We start from the raw sequence: 25,099 nt of genomic DNA, 5'->3' as shown, positions 1-25,099 counted from the left end.
TCAAGGGTTGTGGACGGACCCAGCCAGCGTACGCCAGCCCCTGTCGTCGACCGACGTCAGGCCGCGTACGCCCCGATCAGCACCCCGAGGAACGCCCCCGTGATCAGGAACGGCCCGAACGGGATCGCCGTCTTGCGCCCCGCCTTCCGCGCGACGACCAGCGCGCCTCCGTACAGGGCCCCCAGCAGGAATCCGGCGAAGGTGCCCAGCATGACGGTCGGCCAGCCGTACCAGCCCAGCACCGCACCGATCCCGAGCGCGAGCTTCACATCGCCGAAGCCCATGCCGGCGGGGTTGATCAGGAACAGCACGAGGTAGCCGCCGCCGAGCGCGAGGGCGCCGTACAGCGCCATGAGCCACTCTCCGTTGTGCTCGGGCACGAAGGAGATGACGCCCAGCAGCCCGAGGGCGGCGCCCGCGAGCGGCAGCGTCAGCGGGTCGGGCAGCCGCTGCACGCGCAGGTCGACCACGGCGAGCAGGACACCGAGGGGGGCGAGCAGCAGCCAGACGCCGATCTCGGGCCGAGTGCCGGTGGCCGCGGCGAGGGCGGCGCAGACGAGGGCGGTGACGGTGGTGAGAAGGGCGACGGAAGGACCGTAGGACGGTGTGTCCGCGCACTGCGCGCAGCGCCCCCGCCCGAGCCACCCCTTGACCGGATGGCCGCCGGGGCACTTCTCGCGCCAGGCCTCCCCCGCCGGTGCGGAGAACCGGTAGGCGGCCCTCGGCAGGAGCGCGCCCGCCGCCGCGCCCCAGAGCGCGGCGGCGACGATCAGCAGCAGGGTCATCCCACGGCCGCGACGCTGTCGCGCCAGGTCGGCAGGAGTTCGTCGAGCAGGGCCTCGGTGCGCGGCGGCAGTCCGCGGGCGCCGCTGCGGGTGACGAGGTCGGCGGCGAGCGCCTGGAGCCGGGCGGTGTCGCCGGTGGCGTGGGTGGCGCGGAGCAGTTCGTGCCAGAGCCGCTCGTCGCCGGGCGCGGAGTTGAGGGCGGCGCCGAGGGCTTCGATGGCCTTCTCCGCGCGGTCCTTGACCAGGTGGAACTCGGAGAGCGCGAGGCCGATGTCCGCGACGAGCAGCGGGAGTTGGGCGTCGATGATCTCGTGGGTGAGCCAGCGGTAGCGTCCCTCGGGCCGGTCCGCGAGGAGCGGTCCGCGCACCAGCACCAGCGCGTCGGTGAGCAGCCGCCCGCGCACGGCCCGGCTGTCGACCCCGCGGCCCTGCGTGGCCTCGTGGTACAGCGACCGCAGCACGTCCAGGTCGGACACGACGGACTTGGCGAGCGTGAGCCGCCCGGTGTTGTCGGTCCTGAGGCGCGGGGCGCCGTCGGGGTCGGTGCCGAGCCAGGCCCGGAGCCGGTCGAGAAGGGCCTCGCGTACGTCGTCGGTGACACCGCGCGGCCAGAGCGCGGAGGACAGCACGCGCGGGTGGACGCCCTCACGGTGCAGGAGCAGCAGGGCGAGCGCCTCGTGCAGGAGCGCGCTGCGGTCGCCGTCGGGGGTGTCGAGACCGATGATCTCGTACGGTCCGACGAGCCGCGCGTACACCGCGGGCCGGCCCTGCTCGCTGACGTCGACGAGGAACGGCGGCGCGGTGGCCGGTCCCTGCGGCTCGCGCTCGGGGTCGGCGTCGACGAACAGCTCGACGACCGCGCGCTGCTGGGCGACCGGCAGCAGCTGGGCGTCGAGTTCGAGGCCGAGCAGCGGGGCGAGCAGCTTGCCCTCGCCGGTGACCTCCATCTCCCAGGCGGCGCCGGGCAGATCGCCGCTGTCGGTGCCGACGAGGTAGCCGATGCCGAGCCGGCTGGCGTCGGCGGCGAGCTCGGCGAGCTTGATCGCGTCGTCGGCGGAGGGCTCGGCGGCGAGCAGGACGAGGTGCGGGGCCCAACGGGTGTGCTGGGCGGGCCCGGTACGGCCGGTGAGCACGGAGTCGTGCCCGGCGGCGCCCAGTGCGCCGCGCCGCTGCCGGGTCTCGGCCTCCATGGTCTCGACGAGGTCGGCGATCCCGTCGAGGTGGCGGAGCCGGTTGGGGGCGAGTGGCGTGAGGTCCTCGCCGAACCCGACGAGGGTGATGGTCATGCGGTCCGACCAGCCGTTGGTGGCCAGTTCGGCGGCGACGGAGGCGAAGACGGCGGCCCGGTCGGCCTCGCTGCCGCTCAGCGAGACGATGCCGGGCACGGACTCCAGGTTGAGCAGCAGCCGGGAGTCGTCCATGGTGCCGAGGCTGACGAGGCCGGGGTACGGGGCGGCGGCGTCGACGTCCTCGTACCGCTCGGCGTCGGTGCGCGCGAGCATCCAGAACGTCTGGTCCTGCCCGAGCTGCCAGGGGGCCGGCGGGTTGCCGGAGGGCTGGGCGAGCTGGAGGTGGAGGTCGCCGTTGTTGCTCAGCCAGGTCGCGTAGACGGTGGGCAGCGGGCGGGACTCGGCGGCGAGGGAGGCGGCCAGTCCCCGCAGGGAGCGGTCGAGGAGCCGTACGCCCTCGGGGTCGGCGCCCACGAGCAGGGCGTCGTGCGCGTCGGCGGCGTCCCCGGTCGGCGTGGGCGGCTCCATGCCGCGGCGCCCGCCGACGGCACCGAAGGCCGACTGCCACAGGGCCTGCCGGCGGCGACGCCCGAGGGCGCCGAGGAGACCGGCGGCGAGGAGGGGGGCGCCGACGAGGGCCTCCGGGAGGCCGAAGGCGTCGGAGGTGGTGTTCGTGGCGGTGGCGTGCTGCTGGTGACCGCCGGTCTGCTGGTCGGGGGCGGGGCGCTGCTCGGGAACGGAGACCTGGGTGGCGCCACCCTGCTGTCCGCCGCCCTGGGCGTGGCCGCCGCCCCCTCCGGCCTGGTCGCCACCGGCCTTGCCGTAGTCGTGCAGCTGCTGCTGGGCGGCGGAGCCACCCGCCTCGGGCATCTCGACGAGGTCCCCGCCACGGGCGTCGCCGGGCATCTCCATGATCCAGCCGGGTCGGATGAGGCTAGCCTCGGACAGCTTGGAGCCGTCCGGCTGCACCCGGTCCTTGTTGAGATCGAAGATCTCCTTGTACCGGCGTCCGTCACCGAGGTGCCGCTCGGCGATCTCCCAGAGGGAGTCGTGGTGGCGGCCCTCGGGCGGCTGGATCCGGTAGTACTTCGTGTCGTCGGCCTTGGCGGTGGAACCTCCCGCGTCGGCGTGCGAGGCGGCGTGCGTGGCCTGCTCGGCGAGGGCGGCGGCGGTACTGGCGGCCTGCTCCTGCTGCTGGGCGAAGAGCCCGCCGCCCGGGGTCTGCTCGGCGGCGGCGACGGTCCCGCGCTGGTTGCCCTCCAGACTGTGCCCGAGCTGGGACAGCCCCGGGGTGAGGCTGGCGGCGGTGGCGCCGACGAGCAGCAGCGCCGCGACGAGCTGCCGGGCGAGGAGCTGACTGGGGCCGGCGCCCGGCACGCGTCCGGGCACCCCGACCCCCGACAGGGCGGCCTTTATCTCGACGAGCACACACGCGGTGAACTGCGCCCACGCGAGCCACACGAGAACGGTCAGGATGTGCAGGAACGTCCCGGTGGTGATGGGCTCCTTCAGCCACTCGAGACTGGGCATCCCGCTGGGCAACGGCCACCCGACGGAGACGGCCAGCGCACCCGGCACCCCGACCAGCAGCACCACCAGCGCGACGAACGCGAAGAACGCCTTGACGAAGTCCCCGAACGAACGCCGCCTCATCCGCACGGCCTGCGGGGTGCGGTTCCGCGGCGCGGCGGGGGCGGTCGTGTTTCCCGTCGAGCTTGACGAGCTTGAACTGCGGCGTCGTGCCATGGCGGGCGTCCTGGGGTCGTGTGGGGAGGGTGTGAGGTGAGGGGGTGCGGGGGTGTACCGAGCCTACAGAGATCTTATGTACGGCGTCGAAGGTCGGGCAGGGGGCTGTGGACAACTGCCGAATACGCGGGCCTGCTTTCCTCACGAACTGCCGGATAGGCCCGAGTTGCACCCTCCGATCCCCCACCCCACCAGCCACCTTCGCAACCGCCACGCCACACCCTCACGTTCCCCACACAATCCCCCACGACCACGCCAAGGGCCGTTACTTGCCCCTGATAGCTTCGTTCCCTGTTGCACACGCCGAACCCCGGGGGAGATTCACCGTGGCCCGCCGCGCCCTGCCTGTCACCGCCACCTCGTTCGCCGTTTCGGCGATGCTTCTGCTGAGTGCGTGTGGTGGGGGTGGCGAGGGGTCTTCGGACGACATCAAGGGGGCGGACACGGGGTCGGGGAGTCCGTCGGCATCGGCTTCCGCGTCGGCGTCACCCGCTGCCGACAGACCGGACGTGAGCCTCCCCAAGGACCTGGACCTGGTCTTCGACTTCGAGAAGCCGTCGGACGCGGACAGCGCGGCGGCCCTCGCGGACGCGGAGAACTACGTTCGCGCGCTGAACCACGGCATCACTCAGCAGGATCCCTCCGATCCCGCCTACCAGTACTACTCCGCCGGGGATGCGGCCCGGTACGCGAACACGCAGATCAAGGAGTACGTCAAGGGCGGCTGGACACTCACCGGCAAGGACCGCTACTACCGGGCGGAGACGAGCGCCGCCGGCGACTCGAAGTCGGTGAAGCTCGTGAGCGTCTCGTTCTGCGAGGACCAGTCCAAGGTCTTCGGCAAGGAAGTGAAGAGCGGGAAGGTCCTCGACAGTGGGAACGCCGAGGGAAGCTCCGCCAACTACCTGAAGTTCAGCCTCGTCATGGCGTCCGCGAAGGGCTCGCCGGTGTGGCGCGCCCAGCAGATCACCGTCAAGGAGAAGGCGACGGAATGCCAGGAGTGATCGCCTACCGACGCACGAGGTGGGTCCTGGCCCTCGCCGCCGGTGCCCTCGTCTGGACCGCGGGCACCGCACACGCCGCCAAGCCCGTGCCCGGCGGACACGACACCACGGAGGGCGGTGCCGACGGGAAGACCCTGTTGGCCTCCGCCGGCCAGTCCCGGATCAAGGTCACCCAGATCAGTGGTTCCACCGGCGGCAAACGGGGCGCCGTCTCCTCCGTGGACGTCAACTGGAAGCCGCCGGCCTGCTGGTACGAGCCGGTCTTCACCCCCGCGGCACTGAAGGACTTCTCGGAGACCAATGGCGTCGGGGACGTCGGGATCCACGAGTACTGGGCCGGCAAAAGCCTCTGGACGGACCACTACCGGGACGAGAAGCCCACGACCAACATCTTCGAGAACGGCGCGAGCGTCGAGGGCTACAAGGACTACAACCTCGGCCAGGACGGCTACTTCTGGCGCAGCGTCGCACCGGACATCTCCGACCCGGACTCCTGGGACTGCACCCGCATCATGTTCTGGCAGCCGGCGGGCGAGATCCCGAAGATCGCCCACGCACCCACGCCGAAGACACTCGCCGAGTACGCCTACAACAAGGTCGAAGTCCCCGACACCGAGATCGAGTTGAAGCCCACCACCAAGTCCACGGTGAACCTGCCCACTTGGGTCTGGCTGGACAAGGGCACCTTCCAGGACGTCAAGGTCCGCGCCGAGCTCCCGAACACGGGGTTGTGGGCGGAGACCACGGCAAAGCCGGTCGCCCTCCACCTCGACCCCGGCACGGAGGACTCGGAGACCTTCCCCGCCTCCGGCGACTGCGAGATCAACGCTGACGGCTCGATCGGCACCCCCTACGAGAAGGGCAACGCCGACAAGACCCCGCCCTGCGGAATCCGCTACCTGAGGGCAACCGACGGCAAGCCGTACCGGCTGTCCGCCTCGGTGACCTGGCAGATCAGCTGGGAGGGCTCGGGCGGCACCGGCGGGGACCTGCCCGACGGCACGTTCGAGACGACTCAGGACATGAACGTCCAGGAGATCCAGGCGATCAACCGCTGATCCGCCGGTTCCACCCCTCAGCACCAACGCACCATCGTGACGACCGTGACAAGAGAAGAGAGAGCCCGATGACGCCCCGCGCGCGCACCACCCGTTCCCTGCCCGGCCGTCGCCTCACCGCGACCGCGCTGGGCTTGGCCACGGCCGTCGCCCTCACCGCATGCGGTGGCGGCACGGGCTCCGACGGCGCGAACGGCGAGGAATCCGCGAGCGCCGCACCCCAGGGCGTGGTGACGGAGAAGGCCGCCGCCGCGGTGATGGCCAACTACGAGAAGGTCAACAACAAGGCCAACGCGGCGCTCGACGAGAAGCTCCTGGGCACGGTCGAGGGCGGCCAGGTCCACGCGATGGACAAGGCGAACTACACCCTCGTCCCGACCTTCTCGGCGAAGGACCGGAAGGCCTACGCCAAGCCGTTCTCCTACACGGACCCCCAGTACGTGATCCCGGAGAAGGGTGTCGGCGACTGGTTCGCCGTCCGGGCCGGTTCCAGCGAGAACGAGAAGAGTTCGGTGCTGCTGGTCTTCGACAAGGTGGGCGGGACGTACAAGATGGTGCTGTCCCTGTGGGCCGACAGCGGGGAACCGTTCCCGAAGCTCGCCGTCGGCAAGGGCGGCTTGGCCCAGGCGGTCGCCCCCGGCACGAAGGTCGGCAAGCTCGCCCCGTCCGACGTGGCCACCGCCTACGAGGACCTTCTCGAGACCGGCGGCACGAAGGAGGGCAAGGGCCTCGCCTCTACGGGACCGGTCGAGGAAGCCCTCAAGACCTACAAGAAGAGCAGCACCAAGGGTGGGGCCGACGGCGCCGCCACGGTGAAGTTCTTCGCCAAGACCCCGGCCGACCCCGACGTGTACGCCCTGCGCACCGCCGACGGCGGCGTCCTCGCCCTGTTCCCGGCCTCACACACCCAGGAAACCCTGCTGAAGCCCGCCTACCGCTCCAACGCCTCCCTCGTACCCAGCGACACGCAGTCCGCCCTCGGCGCCACCAGGGGCCCCCTGATCACCGACACGTTCCAGGGCCAGGGCGTGGCCGAACTGACCCCGAAGGCCGCCCGCATCACGGCGGTCGACTTCCAGCACGTCGATTCGCGGTGAGCCGCGCCTGAGAGTCCGGCCCATACAGCCCGGAGAGGGCCGCCACGAGCGGCCCCTCCAGGGCAGGCCGAGTCGTCGGCGAACAGGTCTTCCGCGGTCGTCGCGTGGACAGCCCGTCGCGCCCAAGTCTCGAGTTGCCCCAGATCAGTGCAGCTCGTCACACGCTCGCGAACAGCGTCCGGCACCGGGATGGCGCGCCAGTCGAGGATCCGGAGGATCATCCCCGCACGTTCCTCCTCGATACCCTCCTCGCGCCCCTCTGCCCGGACCTTCTCGGCGACCTCGTGCCGGAAGAAGTAATTGACCGGCATCATCAGCTCCTTCCAGATCTGCCTCGCCTGACCATCGGCCAGGCAGGACTCGACGAACTGCGCGAGCATCCCCGCACTGTCGGAGTCGGTGGTCTCCAAGGCTGCCGCCAGCGGTTTCAGTCAGGACTCAGCACCAGCGGTCGTACGGTGAGCGAGTGCCACCCAGGCAGGCCCAGACGAATCGGCCGCCTCGCCCACCGGGCCGTGGCCCTGCTCTGTGTCAGGACGATCAGCACCGGCTCCCAGCGGTACTTCGCGTACAGATACGAGAGGTAGTAGGCCCAACTGCTCCGCTTGTCGTCGTCCGGCCGCCCCTGGGACTCGACGACCAGCAGATACGTCCCGTCGTCCGTCTCCGCCCGCAAAAGCGAGTCCACGCGCCGCTCGACGGGCTCGATCTGCGCTGCCCACGGCGTTCCTGGACCTGGCCGAGCTGGAACATCACGCCACGTTCCTGCGCGAGGTCCAGTTCCTGTTCATCCCGGGCCCGCTTCAGGCAGAGGACCACGCCCGCGCCGTCTACGCCTACCGAGTCCCGGAACTGCCCGCCCAGGAACTGGAGTTGCGCGTCGAGCACCGTATGCGACGCAAGGTCATCTTCGAGGGCTCGAACCCCACACCGTACGAGGCCGTCATCCACGAGGCGGCGCTCCGCATCATGGTGGGCGATCGGGCCACGTCCCGGGCCCAGCTTTCCCGCCTCCTGGAACACAGCGATGCGGACCATATGACCGTTCGCGTCATCCCGTTCGCCCTGGAGGGCTTCGCCGGTGCCGCGAGCGCCATGACCTACGTCGGCGGCATCGTGCCCCGGCTGGACACGGTCGTACGCAATGCACCGCAGGGTGCGGCCTTCGTCGACTCCGAAGCCCAGCTCAGCGCCTTTCGAACGCTCTTCCGTAAGGTGAAAGCCGCGTCACTCGACCCCATCCGGTCGCGCGACTTCATCCACAGGCTGACGAGAGAGCTGTGAGGCACTCCCCCGGCAACTGGCGGAAGTCGTCCTACTCGGGCCCTGGCGACGGCGATTCCTGCGTGGAAATTGCAAACCACCGCACCCTCATAGCATCTTCACCGCCTTCATCCAGGCCGTGAAGAAGGACGCGTGAGCGTGGACAGAAAGTCGTCCACCTCCTGCTTCACGTAGCGCGAAAGGTCGGCCAGCGTCATCACGGCTTCTTTGAGTTCGGCTGCCAAGCCCGGGGCGTTCGCCCAGACTTCGGGTCTCCTGGTCACGACGGCGTACAGGAGGTCGTCGTCGTACCATCCGCCGGCCGCCTGTCGGGGAGCTGTGTCCCGGAGAATCTCCACAGCCAGCGGGAGCAGCCACGGCAGGCCGACGTCCTGACCGATCAGCCGGGCAAGCTCATGCGGCTGGAGCGCTCCGACGGGGCTGCGCCGCAGGTCGTGCACGTTCTTGACCATGGCGGTCGCCCCCTCGGGCGGATCCGGCCAACGGCACTGCTCCAATTGCTCCAGGGACCGGGTGCGATCTATAGGCCTCGGAGGCTGAGGCACATCTGGCCGCTGCTTGTTCACATGAGCCCCATCAGTCAAGTTCCCCCGATCCGCACATCGGACAGTCGTCCTCGACCAGGGTCGCCATGAGGCGCCCCGCGTCGAGCGACACCTCCACATCCATACCGGCCGCCACGGACTGGCACAGGACCGAGACGAAGGTCCCCAGGAAGTCGACTCCGAGCAGACCATCTGCATGGTCGATCACGACGGCGGTGCCCTGCTCTCGTGCCCATGATGCCCATGATGCCCATCGTGCAGACAGTCCACGAGCGCGTCCCAGTTGTGGCCGAAGTAGTCGGGGAAGCCCAACTCCCGGGCGAACACGGCGAACAGGGTCCCCGGCGTCGGCAACTCCCGCCCGTCGAGCCGGAACACGCGTCCGCCCCGATCCAGGAGAGTTCGGCGGTCGCGGCAGCCGGCCAAGGGTCGTTCCGCGATGTGAAGACCACCCACGGCGGCCGATGCCGGGTGAGGGACGGCCCCAGGCGCGGATCCGCGCCCGCCGTCACCGAACCCTCCTCGTCAGCCGCCGCACCGCCTCGTCCGGTGTCGGCGCCAGCAGCGCGACGGAGTCCATGCCCACGTACACCGCACCGTCCTCCGCGATCCCCAGGTACTGGTTCCGGCGGTCGATCATGCCGATCGGATAGAGGTACGTGCCGGCCTGCTCGCTGAGGTCGTCGAAGATCTCGTCGTCCCACAGGGCCAGGAGCGGGTCCAGCCGGAACTCGCCCCAGGGCATGGAGTCCCACGGCTCCCGGAACGGGATGCCGACGCCACCGAACTCGGCGAGAAACCGCCGCGCGGCGTCATGCATCTCGAACTCGCCGTGCAGGTGCAACACGCTCTCCCAGGTTCCGGTCGGGATCGAACGCCCCGGATACCAACCCGCCGCCTGCAGCACACGACCGTTCTCCGCAGGCCAGCGCTGTTCGGCACCCTCCCCCTGCGGCATCGTCCCGACACGGCCCCAGAAGCGATGGGGTTCCGTCGGCGCCTCCGGGCTCCAGAGAGCGGCCATGGCAGCCTGCGACCGTACGAGCCGGTCCAGCCCTTGATCGGCGGACTCACCCAGCAACTCGACACGCTCCCTGGCGAGATGGAGCGCTCCGCTCTCCGACATGGCCAGGCAGCTGCTCCCGTTGTCGGCCCGTCCGACGGGACACAACCTCCCGGCTCCGCCGCTCACCCTCGCAAACGTCTCTCCGCCCCACTCGGCAGCAAGCGGGTCGAAGCGAACAGCCGACTGCGTCACTGTCGAATCCGCAGGCCAGCCGTACGTCACCAGCCCACCGAATTCCGCCAGGAACCGCCTCGCGGCCTCATGAACGACGAAGGCCCCGCGCTCGCCCAGCACCGCCTCCCACGTCTCGGTCCGCACAGAGCGCCCGGGCCACCACCCCGCCGCCCGCAACACCCCGTCGGTCTGGGGCGACCAACGCCGCGACGACACGCAACCCACCCCTTCCCGTGTCACACGCCACCGAGCATCTGGTCCTCATCGAACCCCAACTCGTCCTCGATCCCGAGCTGCTCAGCTGCGTGCCATCGCAGCGGATCGGGCCACTCGCCGGGCGCGCTCGTGGCGAGGGTCTTCAGAAACTGTTCCGCGTCGGGTGTGCCGATCTCCCCCAGCGCCTGAATTCCCTTGATGCACACAGGGAAGAACGGGCCGTCGGTACCCCGTCCGCGGTGCGCAAGGAGGTCTTCGTCGCCGAGCAGGGTGTGCCGGAGGATCTGGAGTACGACGCCGTCGCGGTCCATGTCCTGGCCGTCCGTGCGGACGGGGTGCCGCTCGGGACCGGGCGGCTGCTGTACGGCCCCCAGGCCGCCGAGGAGGGCCCGGCCCGCGATGTCCGACGTCACTTCTCGCGACGACCCTGTACGGCGTTCCAGGCATCCTCAGCCGCGTACTTGGCCCTCAGCCGCCAGGCATCCAGCTTGTCCGTCACGGCCGTCCGCACACCCTGCCACTTGAACCACGCAGGCAGCTCCCCGAACGGGACGAAGGTCAGCGTGTCCCTGATGGCGTCCTCGGCGAAGCCGCCGCGGCCCTCGGCCCGCAGGGCTACGTACAGCTCCGGGGTCAGACCGTTGTTGAGGCGCGCCGCGGCACCTGCCGCGGTGAACGCGAATCCCCGCTGATGCGGGTCCGTCAACCCCATCGCCCTGATGATCCGCGGTGAAGCCTCCTCCAGAGAGCAGTTGAAGGCCAGACCGATGACCGCCGAACCGAGAGGCCACTCGCCCCGCTCGAAGGCGGCGTCGACTTCGGCCGGGTCATCGATGCCCGAAACACCCTCACCCGTCGCCCAGTTCCATTCAGGTGACACGACCGACCTTCCATTCGACACCAAGCGTGCTCAGTCGGCCCAAGGCACCCGCACCGGCTTCCGCTTCCGCCATTCGCCCAGCTCGGCCTCGGGCCGTTCCTTCGCCGGGCGCACCCAGGGACGCAGCGAGCGTTCCGGGTCCGGAACGGTGGCGGCGTGGAAACGGGCGTCCAGCCCAGCCAGCAAGCGGTCCAAGGCGCCACCCGCCCGGGCTTCCGCGGGCAGATCGGCCATCAGGTCCTGGAGCGCGTCCCGGGAGTCCAGGTCGTTGTCATAGGCGCTGATGGGGTAGAAGTCATCGCCCGACCAGTCCGGTTCCATCCCGCTCACCAGGCGCTCATAGGACGCGAAGCGGTCCGCGACCGAGTAGACGGGTGCTGTGATCTTCTCCCGCAGATGCGGTGCCACGCGCGCGCGTTCGACCTCCAGGCGCTCCGCGTCGCATCGGGCGATCGCGTCGAACACCGGCTGCGTCAGCTCGCCCCACACGGCCTTCGTCTCGGGCGCGGACCAGAACACGTCGTACGGGGGCCGGGCCCCGCCACGCCGGGCATGTCCGCGCCCCGCCTCCTCCGTCATCCGGCTCCCTCGCTCCCCCAGGTCACACGCCACCGAGCATCTCGTCCTCGTCGAACCCCAACTCGTCTCCGGTGAACTGCGGAAGGTCTCTTCAGAGGTCACCGCTCACGGCGACCGCGTACGGCATTCCAGGCGTCCTCGGCCGCATACGTGATGGTCAGTCGCCAGGTCTTCAGTTTGTCCTGCACCTTTGACGCGATCGACCTCCACTTGAACCAGGTCGGCAGTTGCCGGAACGGCACATAGTCCAAGGTGTCGTCGATGGCGTTCGCGGCGATGCCGTGATGCCCCTCCGCCCGCAGCGCGGCGTACAGCTCCGGTGTTAGCGTGCCGTTGAGGCGGGCCGCGGTGCCGGCCGCGGTGTAGGCGAAGCCTCGCTGACCGCGGTCCGGCAATCCCATCGCCTTGATGATGCGCGGCGATGCCTCTTCCAGGGAGCAGTTGAAGGCCAGTCCGATCGCCGCCGTGCCGAGGCGCTGCTCACCGCGCTCGTAGGCCGCGTCCCAGTCCGCGGGGTCGTCGAGACCCAGCAGACCCTCGCCGCTTTCCCAGTTCCACTCGGACGGCATGACTGGTCGTCTTCCTTCTTTCGTCCGTCACCCGTCGCACGGAGGCGGGAGTACCTTCTGCTTCTTCTTGTTGTTGATCATCTTGAGCCTCACCATCTTGGCCAGGACGTTTTCCTTGACGGCACTGGACGGGTACGAGGCCTGGACGTGGCCATGGTAGATCTCCTTGACGATCTTGCCGTTCTTGTCAGTGACGTAATCGTGCCGATCAAGCACCACGATCTCGTTGTTGACGTGGTCCACGCCGACGCGTCGGAAGTCGTCCGCGGTGGCGGAGTCGCCCCGTGTGATGGACCGATCCAGCGCGGCCTGGCCGTTCGTGGGAGCACGGCCGATCTCACCCTTCGCCGACGAGGAGGAGCTCGAACCGTGCTTGTCGTACGTCGAGTCGTCGTAGATCCGGACCGGCTCGTCGCCTTCCAGGCCGAGCGGGTCGCTCCAGCGCAGCGGGTTGTCGACGTAGGCGTGGTGGTTCGGGGCGGGCTCCAGGCCCAGGGGGTCCGGGGAGAGGTAGCTCGCGGTGTCGGGGTCGTAGTAGCGGGACAGGTTGTAGTGCAGGCCCGTCTCCGGGTCGCGGTACTGGCCCGGGAAGGCCAGCGGGCACAGGCCTCCGTCGGTGCCGTCGGGCAGCGGCCGGCCCCACAGGGTCGTCGCCGATCGCCAGGCGATCTCCCCGTCCTCGCCGATCAGTTCGCTGGGCGTGCCCACCAGGTCGGTGACGATCGCGTAGAACCGCCGGTCGACCGAGGCCTGGTCGTCGTCGGCCGGCCATCGGCTGCGCACCTGCGCCGCCGCCCGGTGCGTGCCCGGCTCCCAGTCCCAGGTGTCCGACTCCGTCACCCCGTCCCGCAGCGTCTGCTGCTCCGCGAGGTTGCCGGCGTCCCAGGTGAAGAGGGTCTCGTCGGTGACGGAACCGTCCTCGCGCACCCGCGCCTTGGAGGTGCGGCGGCCCAGCACGTCGTAGCGGTAACGCCATACGCCGTTCTCCGGCGTCGTCGCCTCGGCGAGGTGGTCCTCCGCGTCCCAGACGTAGGTCCAGACGCGTCGCAGCCCGGACAGCGTGCGCCGGATCACCCGGGTCACGCGGCCCTGGGCGTCGTGCTCGTACGAGGTACGGCCCGCCGAGGTGACCTTGGTGCCGGAGTACCGCGCCGGGCCCTGGGCGTCCTGGCCGCCCGGTGCCGGGTGCTCGGCGGCGGTGAGGTTGCCGAGTTCGTCGTAGGCGTAGGACTCGGTCCAGGTGTCCGCCGACACCCGGGTGACGCGGCCCACGGGGTCGAGGTCGAAGCGGCGGGTGCCGGCGAGGCGGTCGGCGATCGCGGTCAGGTGACCGTCGGCGCGGTAGGCGTAGGTGCGGGCCTGGCGGACCGTGGGAGCGCCCTGCCGGCTGCTGCCGCCGGTGGCCGTCGCCGCCTGGACGATCTGCTCCACCAGACGGTGGCCGGAATCCCAGGACTGGGTCAGGGTGGCCGCCGCGCCCAGACCGCGAGTGGTCTCCCGGCCGGCCGCGTCGTAGGCGAAGGTGAGTTCACCGGCCGCGGTGACGAGCGAGGCGGGCAGGCCCACGGAGTCGTACGACCACTGCGACACCGCGCCCGAGGGTGTGGTCCTGCGGATGCGCCGCCCCAGCAGGTCGTAGGCGCTGGTGACGGTCCGGCCGTCCACCGCCTCCGCGACGACCCGGCCCGCCGCGTCATACGCGTACGTGACCCGGCTGTCGGCGTTCACGGCCTCGGTCATCCGGCCGAATACGTCGTACCGCAGCTCGGTGACCTGGCCGCTGTCGGTCTGCGCCGTCACGACCCGGCCCGCGAGGTCGCGGGTGAGCCGCACCGACTGGCCGGCGCCGTTGCCGCGCTCGATCGCACGGCCGGTCGGGTCGTAGGCGTAGGTGAGAGTGCGGCCGTCGAAGTCGGTCTCGGAGAGCAGGTTGCCCGCGGCGTCGTAGTCGTAACTCCACTGAGCGCCCTGCGGGTTGGTCACGGCGGTGAGGCGCAGCTCGGCGTCGTGGGTGAAGACGTAGCGGGTGCCGTCCGGGTCGGTGCGGGCGCTGGGCAGGTCGAACGCGCCGTACTCGAAGACGGTGGCGTGGCCGCCAGGCTCCCGGTGTTCGGTGAGGTTGCCCTCCGCGTCGTAGGACCAGGACTCCCGGCCGCCGTCCGCGCGCTCACGCCACAGCAGCAGGCCCTCGGGGTTCCAGCTCTGGCGGACGGTGCCGCCGACGGGGTCGTCGATGCGCACGACACGGCCGTACGTGTCCCGGTGCACGGTCACGACGCTGCCGCGCGGATCGACGACCCGCACCGGCATCCCGGTCCCGTCGGTGACGTACCGGAACGTGTTGCCCAGCGCGTCGGTCTCCGCGATCCGGTGCCCGCGCTCGTCGTACGCGTACGAGGTCACCGCGCCCAGCGGATCGGTGCTGGTGAGCAGGTTGCCCCGGTCGTCGTACGCGCATTCCCAGCGCGACCCGTCGGGCTGGGTGACGGCGACGGGCTGCGCGTCGGCGTCGTACTCGACCTCGATGCTGGTGCCGTCGGGCCGGTCCATGCGCACCGGCTCGCCGTGCTCGCCGAGGGTGAAGCGGGTCGTACGCCCGAGTTCGTCGGTGCGGGAGAGCATCCGTCCGTAGCGGTCCCACTCGGTGTACGTGCGGTGGCCGAGGGGGTCGGTCTCGGCGGTGAGCTGGAGGAGTTCGTTGTAGTGGTACGTCGTCGTACGGCCGAGGGCGTCGGTGTAGCGCGTCTCACGGCTCTCCGTGTCGTACGTGATGGAGGAGGCGAGGCTGCCGTCCGTGCCCGTACCGCCGGTGCAGCGGTCCAGGGCGTCGTATTCGAATCGGTAGGAGTAGGCGTTGCGGTCGGTCCACGACGTGATGCGCCCGCGCGCGTCGTACGTGAGCTTCCGGGGCAGCCCGCTGGAGTTGTGGATCTCGGTGAGGTTGCCGTCGGAGTCGTAGCCGAACCGCTTGAGCGTCGTGCCGTCGGGGCCGTCCTCCGGATTGTGGAGACGGAGTGCGGTGACGCGTCCGCTGTCGGGGTCGGTGTCGACGTACACATGGCGGCCCGCCGAGTCCCGTACGGCGACCGGCGTGCCGTCGTCGTCGCGGTCGAAGTCGACGCGGAGGCCGTTGCGGTCGGTGATGGCGGCGAGGGGAAGGGTGAAGACCTCGTCGGCGGCCGTGGGACGCCGGCGCGAGGCGAAGTGGCGGGTGATGCCGCTGCCCTGGTCGGTGATCCGCACCGGCGCACCGGGAGCGCCGTCCCAGTCCAGCAGCAGGCGCGGGCCCTCCTGCGGCAGGACAGCGGTGCCCGGTGTGGGCACCGGGTAGAAGAGGAGCATGCCGTCCTCGGTGGCGAAGACGGCGCCCTCGTCGTCCAGTTCGAGGCGTTCGTCCAGGGTGGAGGCCCAGGACTGACCGAAGGAACGGCCGTACGGGTAGGTCGACAGGTGCGTGCGACGCAGGACGGTCGGGAGCAGGCCCGGCAGGTCGACGTCGGTCTCCTGCATGAGCATCTCGCCGGAGATCATGTCGATCGGATCGCCGTTCTTGCAGCGGCCCTTCGGGGGCTTGCTGTGCGCGGCGGCCTCGTCGGCCTCCTTGCGCAGGCCCTTCTTCCCCAGCCCCTTCGCCATGGCCTTGAGGCCACCCTTGCCGAGCATCTTCAGCCCCTTGGCGAGTCCGCCGAGGGTGGTGAGGCCCTTCATGCCGGGGATGCAGTCGAGTGCGGCCAAGCCGACGTCCCACAGGGAGGCTTGGCCTTTGGAGTATTTGTAGAGGGTGTCAGCGAGGACGACGAGCGCGGCGATGAGGACGATCACGCCCAGGATCGGCCCACCGATGATCATCGCGACGACACCCAGCACCGCCACCACGATCTTGCAGGCCGTGACGATGTTGTCCCAGTTGTCGCTGAACCAGTCCCCGACCTCCTCCCACCACGACCGGTTCTGGATACCCGCGTCCGAGGCCTCGTCGATCTTCGACTTCGCGTCCCGGGCAGCGTCCTCCCGCATCTTGCGGGCATCGGCAGCCATCTTCTTCGCCGCAGCGAGGGCGTCCTGGGCGCTGTCGACGTCCGACTGGGCGCTGGTCTGGGCGGACTTGGCGTGCTGTGCATCCCGGGTGGCGGCCCGGACCTTGCCCTCGTCGGGCTTGTCGCCGCCGGACTTGCTGCCGGTGGGGTCGTCCTTGTACTTGTCGGCTTCCTTGTTCGCCCGGGTGACCCACGAATCGGCGGAGGACAGACGGGAACTGGCGGAGGACAGATCACTCTGCGCCTCCCGCCCCTTCGCCAACGCCCGGTCGGCGAGGGCCTGGGCGCGCTCCAGCTTCGGCCAGAAGTCGGTCAGCGCGTCCCCGCACAGGGCGTAGGACTTCTCCAGCTTCTTCAGGTTCTTCGGAACCCCGCCGAACTCCTCCTTGAACACCGCCGCCGACTTACCGGCCCACTCAAGGAGGGTGTCCTCATCCGCCATGCCATTGACCAGACGCAGCGCGTCGGAGACGTCGTCGGCGAAGTCGTGGAGTGTCTTGGCCAGCCGCTTGATCCGGTCCGGATCACCCGGCGTCGGATCCTTGTCCAGATCCAGGACATGCCAGTCCGTGGGCCGATGCCCAGCCATACCGCAACCCCCGTCACGCGTGCATCACGTTCAACAGCTATGTGCACACGCGAACCTACCGGGCACAGCCGTTCGACGGAAAGCTCAGCCCCTCCCGCGCTCCCTCAGGCTCCGCCAAGCCTCTCCGATCGCCTCCACAGGACGCAGCCACCGCAGCAACGTCTCCCGCACCGTCACGTACACCCACCGCCGCTTCAACCACGGCGGCAGATCCCGGAACGGCACGAACCCCAGCGTGTCGTCGATGGCGTTGTCCGCGGCTCCGCCGAGGCCCTCCGCCCGCAGCGCCGCGTACAGCTCGGGCGTCAACTCGCCGTCGAGTCGGGCCAGGTGGGCGATCGCGGTGAAGGGGAAGTCTCGTCCCTGACCGGACGGCAGCAGCTCCAGTGCCCGGATGATCCTCGGCGACACGACATCCGGCGGGCAGTTGAGGGCCAGACCGATCACCGCCGCGCCGATATGCGGGTCGCGCCGGTCGAGGGCGGCGTCCACCTCGGCGGGGTCGTTGATGGAGAGGAGGCCTTCGCCGGATTCCCAGTTCCACTTGGGCGTGCTCATGGTGCCGCACCGGCCTGAAGTTCCCCTTCGAGGAAGGAGAGAAACGAGGCCAGGCCGATACCGACCACCTCGCACGGGATCGAGCCCTCCGTGTACACGTCCCCCTCGACTCCCGACGGTGGCAGTCGGTACACCGTAGATCCGTCCGAGGTGCTCAGGGCGAAGAGGGCTCCCCCGCCGTCGGAGCCGAAGACCACGACGGAGTCCGTACGGGAGCCGGTGATCCTCGTGGGGAGGTCTCCGCTCATCCCGGCCGCTGTCAGGGCGAGCGGGTGCACGAAGTAGCCCGACCCCAGATCCGGAAGGCTGACCTCGGCCACATGACGGTAGAAGGTGAGCAGGTCTTCCGGCAGCCCCGCGGTGTTCGCGCTCGCCTCACGGGCCGCAGCCGGCGTCGGCTCCACCAGATGGTCACCTGGTGGGTAACCGAATCTGCTCTCGAACTGCTCCGTGAAGGTCACGGCGAACGCTCCCGTACGCCTCGCCCATGCTTCGAGCCACTCGCCGCGCAGCTCATCCGGATCCCTCACAGGTCCACCAGCCCTACGACCACCGTCAGCCCGTGAACCGGAACGTCGACGTGATCGCGTCGAAGATGTCGAAGAAGGAGTCCGCGAGGTCGAGGACCTGGCTGCTGCCCGCGACCAGGGCGACCTTGCCCTCCTGGCCCGGTACGGGGATGTACGTCTGCATCAGGACCGCCCGGATCGTACGGTTCAGCGCGTCGTCTGGGACGACGATGTCCTCGATGCCGTACGTGCGGGCCGCGGGGCCCACGCCCGGGATGTCCACCGTCGTGACCTTGCGCCAGGAGTCGCCCTCCTTCTTGGCCTCCTTGACGGCGAGTTGGCCGGCGATGACGGAGGGGTCGTTGGAGAGGGGCTCGCCGCGTTCGTTGCGGCCGCCGACCAGGGACACCGTCACCGAACCGGTGATCGGGGTGTCGCCGCCGAAGTTCTCGGCCATGCAGCCGCAGTACATCGCGCCCGACTTCCAGGCGTCCGCGGCGGCCTTGCGGAGGAAGTCCAGATAGACGTCCCGGTACTGGGCGAGCTCCGGCTTTCCGGCGATCCGGTCGTTCACCATGCGGCGGATCGAGTCGTCGCGCGACTCCGGGCGTACGTCGAACTCCCACCAGGTCTCGGGGACCTTGATGCGGAAACCGCCGCGCTCGACGGTGAGCGCCTCCGTGTAGCGGGCCATGGTGCCGACCGACCTTCCCCGTTTGCTGGATCACTCTGGATCATTCGCACAGGCACTGTTGCGTTGTACCGTGCACGTCAGACTACGAGACCGGGGGACGCGACATGGGACAGGGCGGCAAGAGTGACCTCTCGCTTCCGCTGAGCGAACTGGAGGGGTTCGGGCGACGGCTGCGGTCGGTCAAGGACCGGCTCAACCACACCAAGAAGCTCTTCGAGCAGTACAAGGACGACATCGGCGACGGCAGCGTCAACGGTGCCCTCGACGACTTCGAGTCCAACTGGGAGGACGGGCGCGAGGACATCACCCAGCAGCTGGACGCGCTCGCGAAGATGTCCGACGCCGTCGTGCGGGAGTTCAAGAAGCTCGACGACGAACTCGCCAAGCAGGTCAACGAGAAGATGAAGACCGAGGACAAGCGGCCCGCCAAGGGGAAGTAACGCCCATCCTCGGAAGCCGCCCTCGCCCTCACACTCCGTCCAGCAGCCACGCCAACCCCCGCTCCAGCGCCGGTCCCAGCGGCTCGCTCCCCGGCTCCGTGACCGCGTACGAGCGGAGCAGGAAGCGATGGAGGGCGGTCGTGTCGAAGAGGAGCAGGGCCACGCCCTCCGCCCCTCTGAACTCCACCGCCGTGCGCGTCGGTCCGGCCGGCCGGACGTGGACGTTGCCGAGGCCCGCCGGGGAGCCGAGGCCCTCCTCCAGCAGTCCGCGGGCGAAGGTCCACGTCACCTCCTCGCCGTCGAGCGAGATCCACGCGGGGAAGACGAAGTGCACGGCGAAGGGGTCGGCCGAGGTGTGACGGAGGGTGACCGTCACCGCCAGCTCCTCGTCTTCGGCGGTGAGCAGTTGGGCGCCGAGGGTCTGCTCCAGGGTTATCGACATGGCGTTCTCCGATACGGGGACACATGGGCCGGACGAGCCGGGCGGGTGCGGCGGCCGGTTGACCGACGCACCTGTACGAGCCGCCAACCCGGCCCCGTATTACGCCAGTTCTGAAAGTGGTGGGCGTGACGTGCGTCACTTTCTGCCACGACCGCAACTTTGTTTGAAACTTTTGCCATCTAGGCTGACAAACCCGTCCCCGCCCTTCCGCAGGCAACCGGAGCGTTCCGCCATGTCCGACGGTTCCACGAGTTCCAGTTCCACCGCCACGGCCGCGTACGCCCGGATCTACGAGGAGCAGCAGCCCCGACTCGTCGCCTACGCCCGCTCCCTCACCCGGAACACCCACGCCGCCGAGGACCTGGTCGCCGAGGCGCACTTCCGGGTGTGGCGGCGGCTGGCCGCGGGGCACGAGATCGACAACGTGCCGGCGTATCTGATGACGACCGTGCGGCATCTCGCATCCGCCGCGGGGGCCGGCGCCGGGCGGGAGACGCCTCGCGATCCGCAGGGCGACGAGCGCGTCGAGGTTCCCGCGCAGGGCGGCGACCCGGCCGAGCACGTGTCCTCCGTGGACCTGGTGGTGCGCGTGCTGGGGCAGTTGCCCGAGCGGTGGGTCAAGGCGCTGTGGCTGGCGGAGGCCGAGGGGCAGCCGCTGGCCGCCATCGGACCTCAGCTGGGTACGAAGGAGGGGGCGACCGCCGTACTGCTGCATCGCGCCCGGGAGGGGATGCGGCAGGCGTTCCTCCAGGTGCAGACCGGCGCACCGGCGGATCCCGCCTGCCAGGTGCACTGCGCGCGCATGCCCGCGTACGTCCGTGGCTCCGCGACCGCGCGGCAGTCCGAGCGGCTGCTCGGGCACGTGGACGCGTGCGACGACTGCCGCGCTCGCCTTGCGGCCCTGATGAGCGCGAACGACCGGCTGCCCGCGCTCGTCGGCCCCGCCCTGCTCGTCTTCGCCGTCGGCGGTACGGGCAAGTTCCTGCTCACCTTCCTCGCCGGGTCCGCGGGTTCGGCGACCACCCTCAGCGGTGCGGGTGGTGGGCTGCTGGACGGCGTACGCCACGTCACGATCGGCGGTACGAAGTCCGCGGTCGCCGCAGGTGCGGTGGTCGTCGGGGCCGCCGCGGTCATCCTCGCCCTCGGGCCGCTCGACTCCGGGTCGGTGCCGCCCTCACAGCGGACACCGGTGGCCGAGGCACCGGCGGTTCGGATACCGGTCGCGGAGGCGCCGGTGGACGCCGGGCAGGAGGGCGGGGATGACGCTACGTCCAGCAGGGCGGCCGGGGTCGAGGGCGCGGAGGACGTTCGGGTCGTGGGTGCCGAGGAGGTCGGGGCGACCGTAGCCCAGGCGCGAGGGGACGACGATCCTGCGGCCTCCTCCGATGGGCGGACGACTGACACCCCGGCGCCGGTCGAGACGACGCCCGAGAACCCGGCTCCGGCCCCGACCGAACCGACCCCACCGACCAAGCCGACCAAGCCGACCAAGGACACCCCCGAACAGCCCGCACCCCCGACCAAGGACACCCCCGACCAACCGGCGCCCCCCACCAAGGACACCCCCGAACAGCCCGCACCCCCGGCCGAACCCGCTCCGGAGCAACCGGCACCCCCCGCCGAACCCGCTCCGGAACAACCGGCACCCCCCGCCGAACCCGCACCGGAGCAACCGCAGCCACCTGCCCCCGACGCGCCGGAGCAGCCCACGGTGAGCACCCCCGAGCAGCCCGCGGAACCGGAGCCCACGGAGCCCGAGCCGGACACTCCAGCACCAGCACCAGCACCAGCACCCGACCCGGCCCCGGCAGACACGATCGCCCCTGAGCCGCAGCCCACCGATCCCCTCGCGCCCACCGACCCCGGGGACGGCTGCGGGGACGACGGCGGACACGCCCAGGGGTGACGACCCGGCGCCCTCGCGGGATCCGCTGCCCGAGGGCCCCGCTCAGCCGACCTCGTTCTCCGCCACCGCCTGGCCGCGGACGGTCACGTCACCGCCGTAGAACATGCCGGTGAAGACGGGCGAGTACGTCAACTGCACCTCGACCTCGACCTGTTGGGCGTCGGCCGCCACGCAGTGCGTCGCCGCGATGTCCGCGCCGTTCATGTCCATCTCGCGGGCGAAGGCCTTCACGCGGGCGTCGCAGTTCTGGAAGTTGATCGGCGCGGCGCCGTTCTCCTCGTCGTAGAGGGCGTCGAGGTCGATGTCCTGGGCCGCGTAACGGGCCGCCTGTTCGGCGATGTCGGCGGCGCGTTCGCGCTTGCTGATGGAGAGGCCGCCGTCGATCACGAAGGCCGACAGGGAGAGGAAGACGAGCGTGAAGATGATGACCGCGCCGGCGCCGGAGCCACGGTCGTCCAGGTGGGCGCGGCGGACGGAGAGCCAGGTGCGGGCGCGGTGCCTCAGAACCGTCACACCGTCCTCCGGAAGGGGTCCAGGGGCGAACTGAAGCTCGCCGTCAGGGTGGTCGGGACGTCCAGGCCGAGCATGGCCAGGCCCCGTACCTCACAGCTCACCTCGACCGTGAAGAAGGTCGCCGCGTCGAAGCCCGGGCTCGTCTGGACGACGTCGACCGGGCCGGAGCAGACGTCCTCGAGGTCCGCCTCGGCCGCCTTGCGGGCCTCGGACATCGCCGTCGCGTGGTCCTTCTGGATCGAGCCCGCGCGGGCCGCGTCCCGGGCCGCGCCGTCGATCGCGCCACGGCCGTCGACGAGTTGACCGAAGGCCACCAGCACCAGGATGAACAGGATCATCACCGGCGCCAGGATCACGACCTCGATCGTGGACAGGCCCCTGTCACGGTCGTCACCGTGCAGAAGGGAGTTCATCGAGTTCACTGTCAGTTCCCGTTGTCCTCGACGAACCGCTCCACCGGGCCCTGCGACTGCGCGTGCACCGTCAGGTCCAGGCCGGGGAAGACGGTGGGCACCCGGGCCGTGATCTCCACGCCCACGGTGTTCTGCTCGGGCTGGAGCATCGTCACGTTCGGCGAGAGCACCAACTGCGGGCCGAGCTGGCTGATGTAGCTCTCGACCACGTCCTGCGCCTCGCCCCGCCAGCCGCCCGGCTGGGCATCCGCCGTGGCGCGGGCCTTGCGGGCGCCCGCCTGAGCCGCCGCCTGGGCCACATGGTCCGCGAAGAAGTACAGCGCGAACTGGACCGTCGCGAAGATCATGAAGAACAGCACCGGGGTGAGCAGCACGAACTCGATCGCGGTCATGCCGGAGTCGCCGCGGGTGGACGCCTCTTTCCGAGCCGTCTCCACCCTGCGGCGCACCCATCTGCCCACGCCTGTGCCCACGCGCACCCCGTCAACCCCGTTGTATGGACAGTCAGCAGGTCTTGCCCGCGTCGGCGCCCTTGATGCAGTCGCCGACCTTGTTGGCGCCCTCGCTCAGGGCGGCGTTGATGATCGCGGCCACGACGCCGACGATCGCCACGACGACCGCGGAGATGATGACCCACTCGACCGCGGAGGCACCGCGGTCCAGCTCGCCGGAGCGGGCCTTCTCCACGCGCGCGCTCAGGAAGGTGACCAGGAAGTCCACGGCCGGGATCCCGGTGCTGAAGTTCCGTCCGTTCATGATGTGTTGTCCTCTCGGTGCTGCGGTGCGCAGCGGTTGGCAGCGGTTCTGGAAGCGACTTGGGGCTGGGCTCGGCTCAGGACACCTGGAACACCCGCATGGCCGCCGGGTAGATCAGGAACACCAGGAAGCCGGCGCACAGCAGCAGCTGGGCCACGAGCATCGACTGGGACTTCTCACCCGCGCTGCCCTCGATCTCGGAGAGTTCGCGGTGCCGCATGGTCTCGGCGCGGGAGGCGAGGGACTCGCGGACCTTGGCACCGTCGTCGGCGACCAGCGCCAACGAGGCCGACAGGTCCTTGAGTTCCTCGACGCCGAGCTCCTCGCCCAGCGAACCCAGCGCCTGCCACTGGCTGATGCCGGTGATCCGGGCGTCGGCGAGGGCGTTGCGGATGCGCTGGGTGGCCCAGCCGTCGGAGACCTCGGCGGCGGCCATCAGCGCCTCGGGCAGACCGCGCCCGCCGGCGAGGCTCATGGACACCAGGTCCAGATAGGCGCCGATCACCCGCCGCAGGTCACGCCGCTTGTCGGCGGCGTCCCGGCGGACCTCCAGGTCGGGCAGGAAGAAGAAGATGGCCGCGAACGCGAGGGCCAGCCAGACCGGGATGATCGGGCTCTTGCCGAAGCCCAGCGCCAGCACCACGGCGAACATGAACGGGCCGAAGAACAGGCCCGCCACCCCGAGCAGCACCTTCGTCGCGAGGAACTTCTCCCAGCTGCGGTCCAGAACGGCGAGGTCCGCGCGCAGCGACCGCTGCTCCCAGCCCTGCTGCACATAGAACTCGGCGACCCGGATCCCGACGTCGGCCCGGAACGAACCGAGGCGGCCCTGGTCGGCGGCGGTCCGCGGGGACTCGTACGCCGCTCCGCGGGCCCGCATCGCGTCGATCCGCGCGACCTGGGAGACCGCGCTGCGCTTGGACGGCATGAGGGCGCGGACGAGGACGTAGATGCCGAGGCCGATGACGGCACCGACGACGACCGGCATGGTGACGTCACTCATCGGCGTACCCCCTCTTCCTGTTGGGACGGCTGGCCGGGCTGACCCTGCTGGGACGGTGTGCGGGGCCGTACGAACTGGACCGCGGACTCGTCCTTGATCAGGAAGCGTTCGGGCGTCTCGATGGTCGACAGCTTGCGCAGCCACCAGAAGCCGAGTGCGAACAGACCGCAGACACAGGCGAGGACGAGCTGGCCGACGGCCGTGCCGTACGGCTCCACGAACTCGCGGTTGAAGACGGACAGGCCCAGCACGAAGGCGACCGAGACACCCACGACGATCTGCACCGAGCGGCGGGTCGAGGACCGTTGGGCCATCACGCGCTGGCGCATGTCGACCTCTTCACGCGCCGACTTGGCGAGCGCGCCCAGCACCTGGCGCAGACCGGGGCCGCGGAGGCGGGCGTTGAGGATGAGCGCCGCGACGATGATGTCGGCGGAGGCGTCGTCGATCTCGTCGGCGAGGTGCTGGAGCGCGTCGGGCAACGGGGTGCGGGCCCGCAACCGGTCGACGAGCGCGTCCAGATGGGGCCGCAGCACCGGGGCCGAGGCGCGCGCGGAAGCCGGGATGGCCTGCTCGAGACCGACCGCGCCGGCGATGGTGTCGCGCAGCGACTCCGTCCAGCCGGCCAGCGCCTCCACCCGCTTCATCGCGGCGCGTTCCTCACCGGCACCGCCGAACAGCCGGTCCCAGAAGAACACCAGCACACCGGCCGCGACACCGGCCACCGCCCACTGGGTGAGCAGCAGGACGACGATCCCGACGATGGCGGCCAGCGAACCGCGCTGCCCGGCGAACCGGATCAGTTCGCTCGCCCGCTCGGCGGCCTTCTGCTTCTCGTGGTCGGGCTTGGCGGGCAGTCCGCGTACGGCGATGGCGAACAGCGCGATGCCACCGCCGACGGCGACCCCGGACGCGAGGGAGAAGAGGACGGTCGTGGAGAACAGCCCGCCCATGGAACCGAGCGAGTCGAGTGCGGCAAGAGTCTGTGCCTGTGTCCGAGTCGTCAT

At 70.3% G+C, this 25,099-nt stretch carries 25 protein-coding genes and 4 pseudogenes; 8 read left to right on the top strand and 21 right to left on the bottom strand.

Annotated elements, in window-relative coordinates; genetic code table 11:
- Nucleotides 1-56: 56 nt before the first annotated feature.
- Together ABKA17_RS41730 and ABKA17_RS41725 are read right to left on the bottom strand one after the other, a co-directional pair.
- Entirely contained in the window at nt 57-785 is a 729-nt protein-coding gene (locus ABKA17_RS41730) for a prepilin peptidase (protein WP_353697634.1), read from the bottom strand.
- On the bottom strand, nt 782-3,760 hold the full coding sequence (locus ABKA17_RS41725) for a BTAD domain-containing putative transcriptional regulator (RefSeq protein WP_353697633.1): 2,979 nt from the start codon (nt 3,758-3,760) through the stop codon (nt 782-784). Before ABKA17_RS41725 ends, ABKA17_RS41730 begins: the two co-directional genes overlap by 4 nt.
- A 509-nt stretch (nt 3,761-4,269) precedes the next feature.
- On the opposite strand from ABKA17_RS41725, the gene ABKA17_RS41720 reads away from it, so the two are divergent.
- From ABKA17_RS41720 to ABKA17_RS41710, 3 genes are all read left to right on the top strand, one after another.
- Nucleotides 4,270-4,764 (top strand): hypothetical protein, encoded by a 495-nt coding sequence (locus ABKA17_RS41720; protein WP_353697632.1) that lies wholly within the window; start codon nt 4,270-4,272, stop codon nt 4,762-4,764.
- On the top strand, nt 4,752-5,822 hold the full coding sequence (locus ABKA17_RS41715) for a hypothetical protein (protein ID WP_353697631.1): 1,071 nt from the start codon (nt 4,752-4,754) through the stop codon (nt 5,820-5,822). The genes ABKA17_RS41720 and ABKA17_RS41715 overlap by 13 nt, the downstream gene beginning before the upstream one ends.
- A gap of 68 nt (nt 5,823-5,890) precedes the next feature.
- Nucleotides 5,891-6,919: a DUF8094 domain-containing protein gene (locus tag ABKA17_RS41710; RefSeq protein ID WP_353697630.1), complete on the top strand. Its 1,029-nt coding sequence runs from the start codon at nt 5,891-5,893 to the stop codon at nt 6,917-6,919.
- 65 nt (nt 6,920-6,984) lie between these two features.
- Here the strand turns inward: ABKA17_RS41710 and ABKA17_RS41705 are convergent.
- Nucleotides 6,985-7,631 (bottom strand): annotated as a pseudogene (locus tag ABKA17_RS41705) (hypothetical protein); the annotation flags it as partial.
- On the opposite strand from ABKA17_RS41705, the pseudogene ABKA17_RS41700 reads away from it, so the two are divergent.
- Nucleotides 7,625-8,203: pseudogene (locus tag ABKA17_RS41700) on the top strand (DUF5753 domain-containing protein); the annotation flags it as partial. The pseudogenes ABKA17_RS41705 and ABKA17_RS41700 overlap by 7 nt on opposite strands.
- Nucleotides 8,200-8,298, top strand: a pseudogene (locus tag ABKA17_RS41695) (DUF397 domain-containing protein); the annotation flags it as partial. The pseudogenes ABKA17_RS41700 and ABKA17_RS41695, both read left to right, overlap by 4 nt.
- Before the next feature lie 12 nt (nt 8,299-8,310).
- Here ABKA17_RS41695 and ABKA17_RS41690 read toward each other — a convergent pair.
- From ABKA17_RS41690 to ABKA17_RS41675, 4 genes are all read right to left on the bottom strand, one after another.
- A complete protein-coding gene (locus ABKA17_RS41690) occupies nt 8,311-8,748 on the bottom strand; it encodes a contact-dependent growth inhibition system immunity protein (RefSeq protein WP_353697702.1) in 438 nt (145 codons plus the stop codon).
- A 31-nt stretch (nt 8,749-8,779) separates the two neighbouring features.
- Entirely contained in the window at nt 8,780-8,956 is a 177-nt protein-coding gene (locus tag ABKA17_RS41685) for a hypothetical protein (RefSeq protein ID WP_353697628.1), read from the bottom strand.
- Complete coding sequence (locus tag ABKA17_RS41680; protein WP_353697627.1) at nt 8,953-9,126, bottom strand: barstar family protein; 174 nt, start codon at nt 9,124-9,126, stop codon at nt 8,953-8,955. Before ABKA17_RS41680 ends, ABKA17_RS41685 begins: the two co-directional genes overlap by 4 nt.
- A 130-nt stretch (nt 9,127-9,256) precedes the next feature.
- Nucleotides 9,257-10,204 (bottom strand): SUKH-3 domain-containing protein, encoded by a 948-nt coding sequence (locus tag ABKA17_RS41675; RefSeq protein WP_353697626.1) that lies wholly within the window; start codon nt 10,202-10,204, stop codon nt 9,257-9,259.
- A gap of 185 nt (nt 10,205-10,389) precedes the next feature.
- Between ABKA17_RS41675 and ABKA17_RS41670 the strand changes: the two are divergent.
- Nucleotides 10,390-10,584, top strand: a pseudogene (locus ABKA17_RS41670) (hypothetical protein); the annotation flags it as partial.
- A 29-nt stretch (nt 10,585-10,613) separates the two neighbouring features.
- Here ABKA17_RS41670 and ABKA17_RS41665 read toward each other — a convergent pair.
- The 7 genes from ABKA17_RS41665 to ABKA17_RS41635 form a co-directional block, all read right to left on the bottom strand.
- A complete protein-coding gene (locus tag ABKA17_RS41665; protein WP_353697625.1) occupies nt 10,614-11,084 on the bottom strand; it encodes a hypothetical protein in 471 nt (156 codons plus the stop codon).
- Between the two features lie 30 nt (nt 11,085-11,114).
- Nucleotides 11,115-11,663, bottom strand: coding sequence for a hypothetical protein (locus ABKA17_RS41660; RefSeq protein ID WP_353697624.1), 549 nt, complete (start codon nt 11,661-11,663; stop codon nt 11,115-11,117).
- A gap of 98 nt (nt 11,664-11,761) precedes the next feature.
- Entirely contained in the window at nt 11,762-12,232 is a 471-nt protein-coding gene (locus tag ABKA17_RS41655) for a hypothetical protein (RefSeq protein WP_353697623.1), read from the bottom strand.
- Between the two features lie 27 nt (nt 12,233-12,259).
- Complete coding sequence (locus tag ABKA17_RS41650) at nt 12,260-16,858, bottom strand: DUF6531 domain-containing protein (RefSeq protein ID WP_353697622.1); 4,599 nt, start codon at nt 16,856-16,858, stop codon at nt 12,260-12,262.
- An 84-nt stretch (nt 16,859-16,942) separates the two neighbouring features.
- The gene (locus tag ABKA17_RS41645) at nt 16,943-17,416 is read right to left on the bottom strand and encodes a hypothetical protein (RefSeq protein WP_353697621.1); all 474 of its coding nucleotides are present in this window, start codon (nt 17,414-17,416) and stop codon (nt 16,943-16,945) included.
- Nucleotides 17,413-17,877, bottom strand: coding sequence for a hypothetical protein (locus ABKA17_RS41640; protein WP_353697620.1), 465 nt, complete (start codon nt 17,875-17,877; stop codon nt 17,413-17,415). The genes ABKA17_RS41645 and ABKA17_RS41640 overlap by 4 nt, the downstream gene beginning before the upstream one ends.
- Nucleotides 17,878-17,971: 94 nt before the next feature.
- Complete coding sequence (locus ABKA17_RS41635) at nt 17,972-18,619, bottom strand: hypothetical protein (protein WP_353697619.1); 648 nt, start codon at nt 18,617-18,619, stop codon at nt 17,972-17,974.
- 104 nt (nt 18,620-18,723) lie between these two features.
- Here ABKA17_RS41635 and ABKA17_RS41630 point away from each other — a divergent pair, with 104 nt between their 5' ends.
- Nucleotides 18,724-19,059, top strand: a complete 336-nt coding sequence (locus tag ABKA17_RS41630; protein ID WP_353697618.1) for a hypothetical protein — start codon at nt 18,724-18,726, stop codon at nt 19,057-19,059.
- Nucleotides 19,060-19,087: 28 nt separating this feature from the next.
- On the opposite strand, the gene ABKA17_RS41625 is transcribed toward ABKA17_RS41630, so the two are convergent.
- Nucleotides 19,088-19,501 carry an SsgA family sporulation/cell division regulator gene (locus ABKA17_RS41625; protein WP_353697617.1) on the bottom strand — a complete coding sequence of 138 codons (414 nt, stop codon included), beginning with the start codon at nt 19,499-19,501 and terminating at the stop codon, nt 19,088-19,090.
- Nucleotides 19,502-19,733: 232 nt separating this feature from the next.
- Between ABKA17_RS41625 and ABKA17_RS41620 the strand changes: the two genes are divergently transcribed.
- On the top strand, nt 19,734-21,407 hold the full coding sequence (locus ABKA17_RS41620; RefSeq protein WP_353697616.1) for a sigma factor: 1,674 nt from the start codon (nt 19,734-19,736) through the stop codon (nt 21,405-21,407).
- Between the two features lie 42 nt (nt 21,408-21,449).
- Here the strand turns inward: ABKA17_RS41620 and ABKA17_RS41615 are convergent, their stop codons facing one another.
- From ABKA17_RS41615 to ABKA17_RS41590, 6 genes are all read right to left on the bottom strand, one after another.
- Nucleotides 21,450-21,920, bottom strand: a complete 471-nt coding sequence (locus ABKA17_RS41615; protein ID WP_502994530.1) for a TadE/TadG family type IV pilus assembly protein — start codon at nt 21,918-21,920, stop codon at nt 21,450-21,452.
- On the bottom strand, nt 21,917-22,333 hold the full coding sequence (locus tag ABKA17_RS41610) for a TadE/TadG family type IV pilus assembly protein (protein ID WP_353697615.1): 417 nt from the start codon (nt 22,331-22,333) through the stop codon (nt 21,917-21,919). Before ABKA17_RS41610 ends, ABKA17_RS41615 begins: the two co-directional genes overlap by 4 nt.
- Nucleotides 22,334-22,344: 11 nt before the next feature.
- Nucleotides 22,345-22,725: a TadE family protein gene (locus tag ABKA17_RS41605; protein ID WP_353697700.1), complete on the bottom strand. Its 381-nt coding sequence runs from the start codon at nt 22,723-22,725 to the stop codon at nt 22,345-22,347.
- A gap of 112 nt (nt 22,726-22,837) precedes the next feature.
- On the bottom strand, nt 22,838-23,089 hold the full coding sequence (locus tag ABKA17_RS41600; RefSeq protein WP_353697614.1) for a hypothetical protein: 252 nt from the start codon (nt 23,087-23,089) through the stop codon (nt 22,838-22,840).
- A gap of 76 nt (nt 23,090-23,165) precedes the next feature.
- Nucleotides 23,166-24,092 (bottom strand): type II secretion system F family protein, encoded by a 927-nt coding sequence (locus ABKA17_RS41595; RefSeq protein ID WP_353697613.1) that lies wholly within the window; start codon nt 24,090-24,092, stop codon nt 23,166-23,168.
- On the bottom strand, nt 24,089-25,099 hold the full coding sequence (locus tag ABKA17_RS41590) for a type II secretion system F family protein (RefSeq protein ID WP_353697612.1): 1,011 nt from the start codon (nt 25,097-25,099) through the stop codon (nt 24,089-24,091). The genes ABKA17_RS41595 and ABKA17_RS41590 overlap by 4 nt, the downstream gene beginning before the upstream one ends.

Source organism: Streptomyces sp. RG80, from assembly GCF_040446465.1.
GTDB lineage: Bacteria > Actinomycetota > Actinomycetes > Streptomycetales > Streptomycetaceae > Streptomyces.
The sequence above is the reverse complement of the archived record's forward strand: the minus strand, read 5'-3'. Positions and strand labels throughout refer to the sequence as shown.

Coding starts and splice junctions, on each gene's coding strand:
- ABKA17_RS41730 (WP_353697634.1), bottom strand. CDS start 785: ATGACCCTGCTGCTGATCGTCGCCGCCGCGCTCTGGGGCGCGGCGGCG.
- ABKA17_RS41725 (WP_353697633.1), bottom strand. CDS start 3,760: ATGGCACGACGCCGCAGTTCAAGCTCGTCAAGCTCGACGGGAAACACG.
- ABKA17_RS41715 (WP_353697631.1), top strand. CDS start 4,752: ATGCCAGGAGTGATCGCCTACCGACGCACGAGGTGGGTCCTGGCCCTC.
- ABKA17_RS41710 (WP_353697630.1), top strand. CDS start 5,891: ATGACGCCCCGCGCGCGCACCACCCGTTCCCTGCCCGGCCGTCGCCTC.
- ABKA17_RS41660 (WP_353697624.1), bottom strand. CDS start 11,663: ATGACGGAGGAGGCGGGGCGCGGACATGCCCGGCGTGGCGGGGCCCGG.
- ABKA17_RS41655 (WP_353697623.1), bottom strand. CDS start 12,232: ATGCCGTCCGAGTGGAACTGGGAAAGCGGCGAGGGTCTGCTGGGTCTC.
- ABKA17_RS41650 (WP_353697622.1), bottom strand. CDS start 16,858: ATGGCTGGGCATCGGCCCACGGACTGGCATGTCCTGGATCTGGACAAG.
- ABKA17_RS41645 (WP_353697621.1), bottom strand. CDS start 17,416: ATGAGCACGCCCAAGTGGAACTGGGAATCCGGCGAAGGCCTCCTCTCC.
- ABKA17_RS41635 (WP_353697619.1), bottom strand. CDS start 18,619: ATGGCCCGCTACACGGAGGCGCTCACCGTCGAGCGCGGCGGTTTCCGC.
- ABKA17_RS41630 (WP_353697618.1), top strand. CDS start 18,724: ATGGGACAGGGCGGCAAGAGTGACCTCTCGCTTCCGCTGAGCGAACTG.
- ABKA17_RS41625 (WP_353697617.1), bottom strand. CDS start 19,501: ATGTCGATAACCCTGGAGCAGACCCTCGGCGCCCAACTGCTCACCGCC.
- ABKA17_RS41620 (WP_353697616.1), top strand. CDS start 19,734: ATGTCCGACGGTTCCACGAGTTCCAGTTCCACCGCCACGGCCGCGTAC.
- ABKA17_RS41610 (WP_353697615.1), bottom strand. CDS start 22,333: ATGAACTCCCTTCTGCACGGTGACGACCGTGACAGGGGCCTGTCCACG.
- ABKA17_RS41605 (WP_353697700.1), bottom strand. CDS start 22,725: ATGACCGCGATCGAGTTCGTGCTGCTCACCCCGGTGCTGTTCTTCATG.
- ABKA17_RS41600 (WP_353697614.1), bottom strand. CDS start 23,089: ATGAACGGACGGAACTTCAGCACCGGGATCCCGGCCGTGGACTTCCTG.
- ABKA17_RS41595 (WP_353697613.1), bottom strand. CDS start 24,092: ATGAGTGACGTCACCATGCCGGTCGTCGTCGGTGCCGTCATCGGCCTC.
- ABKA17_RS41590 (WP_353697612.1), bottom strand. CDS start 25,099: ATGACGACTCGGACACAGGCACAGACTCTTGCCGCACTCGACTCGCTC.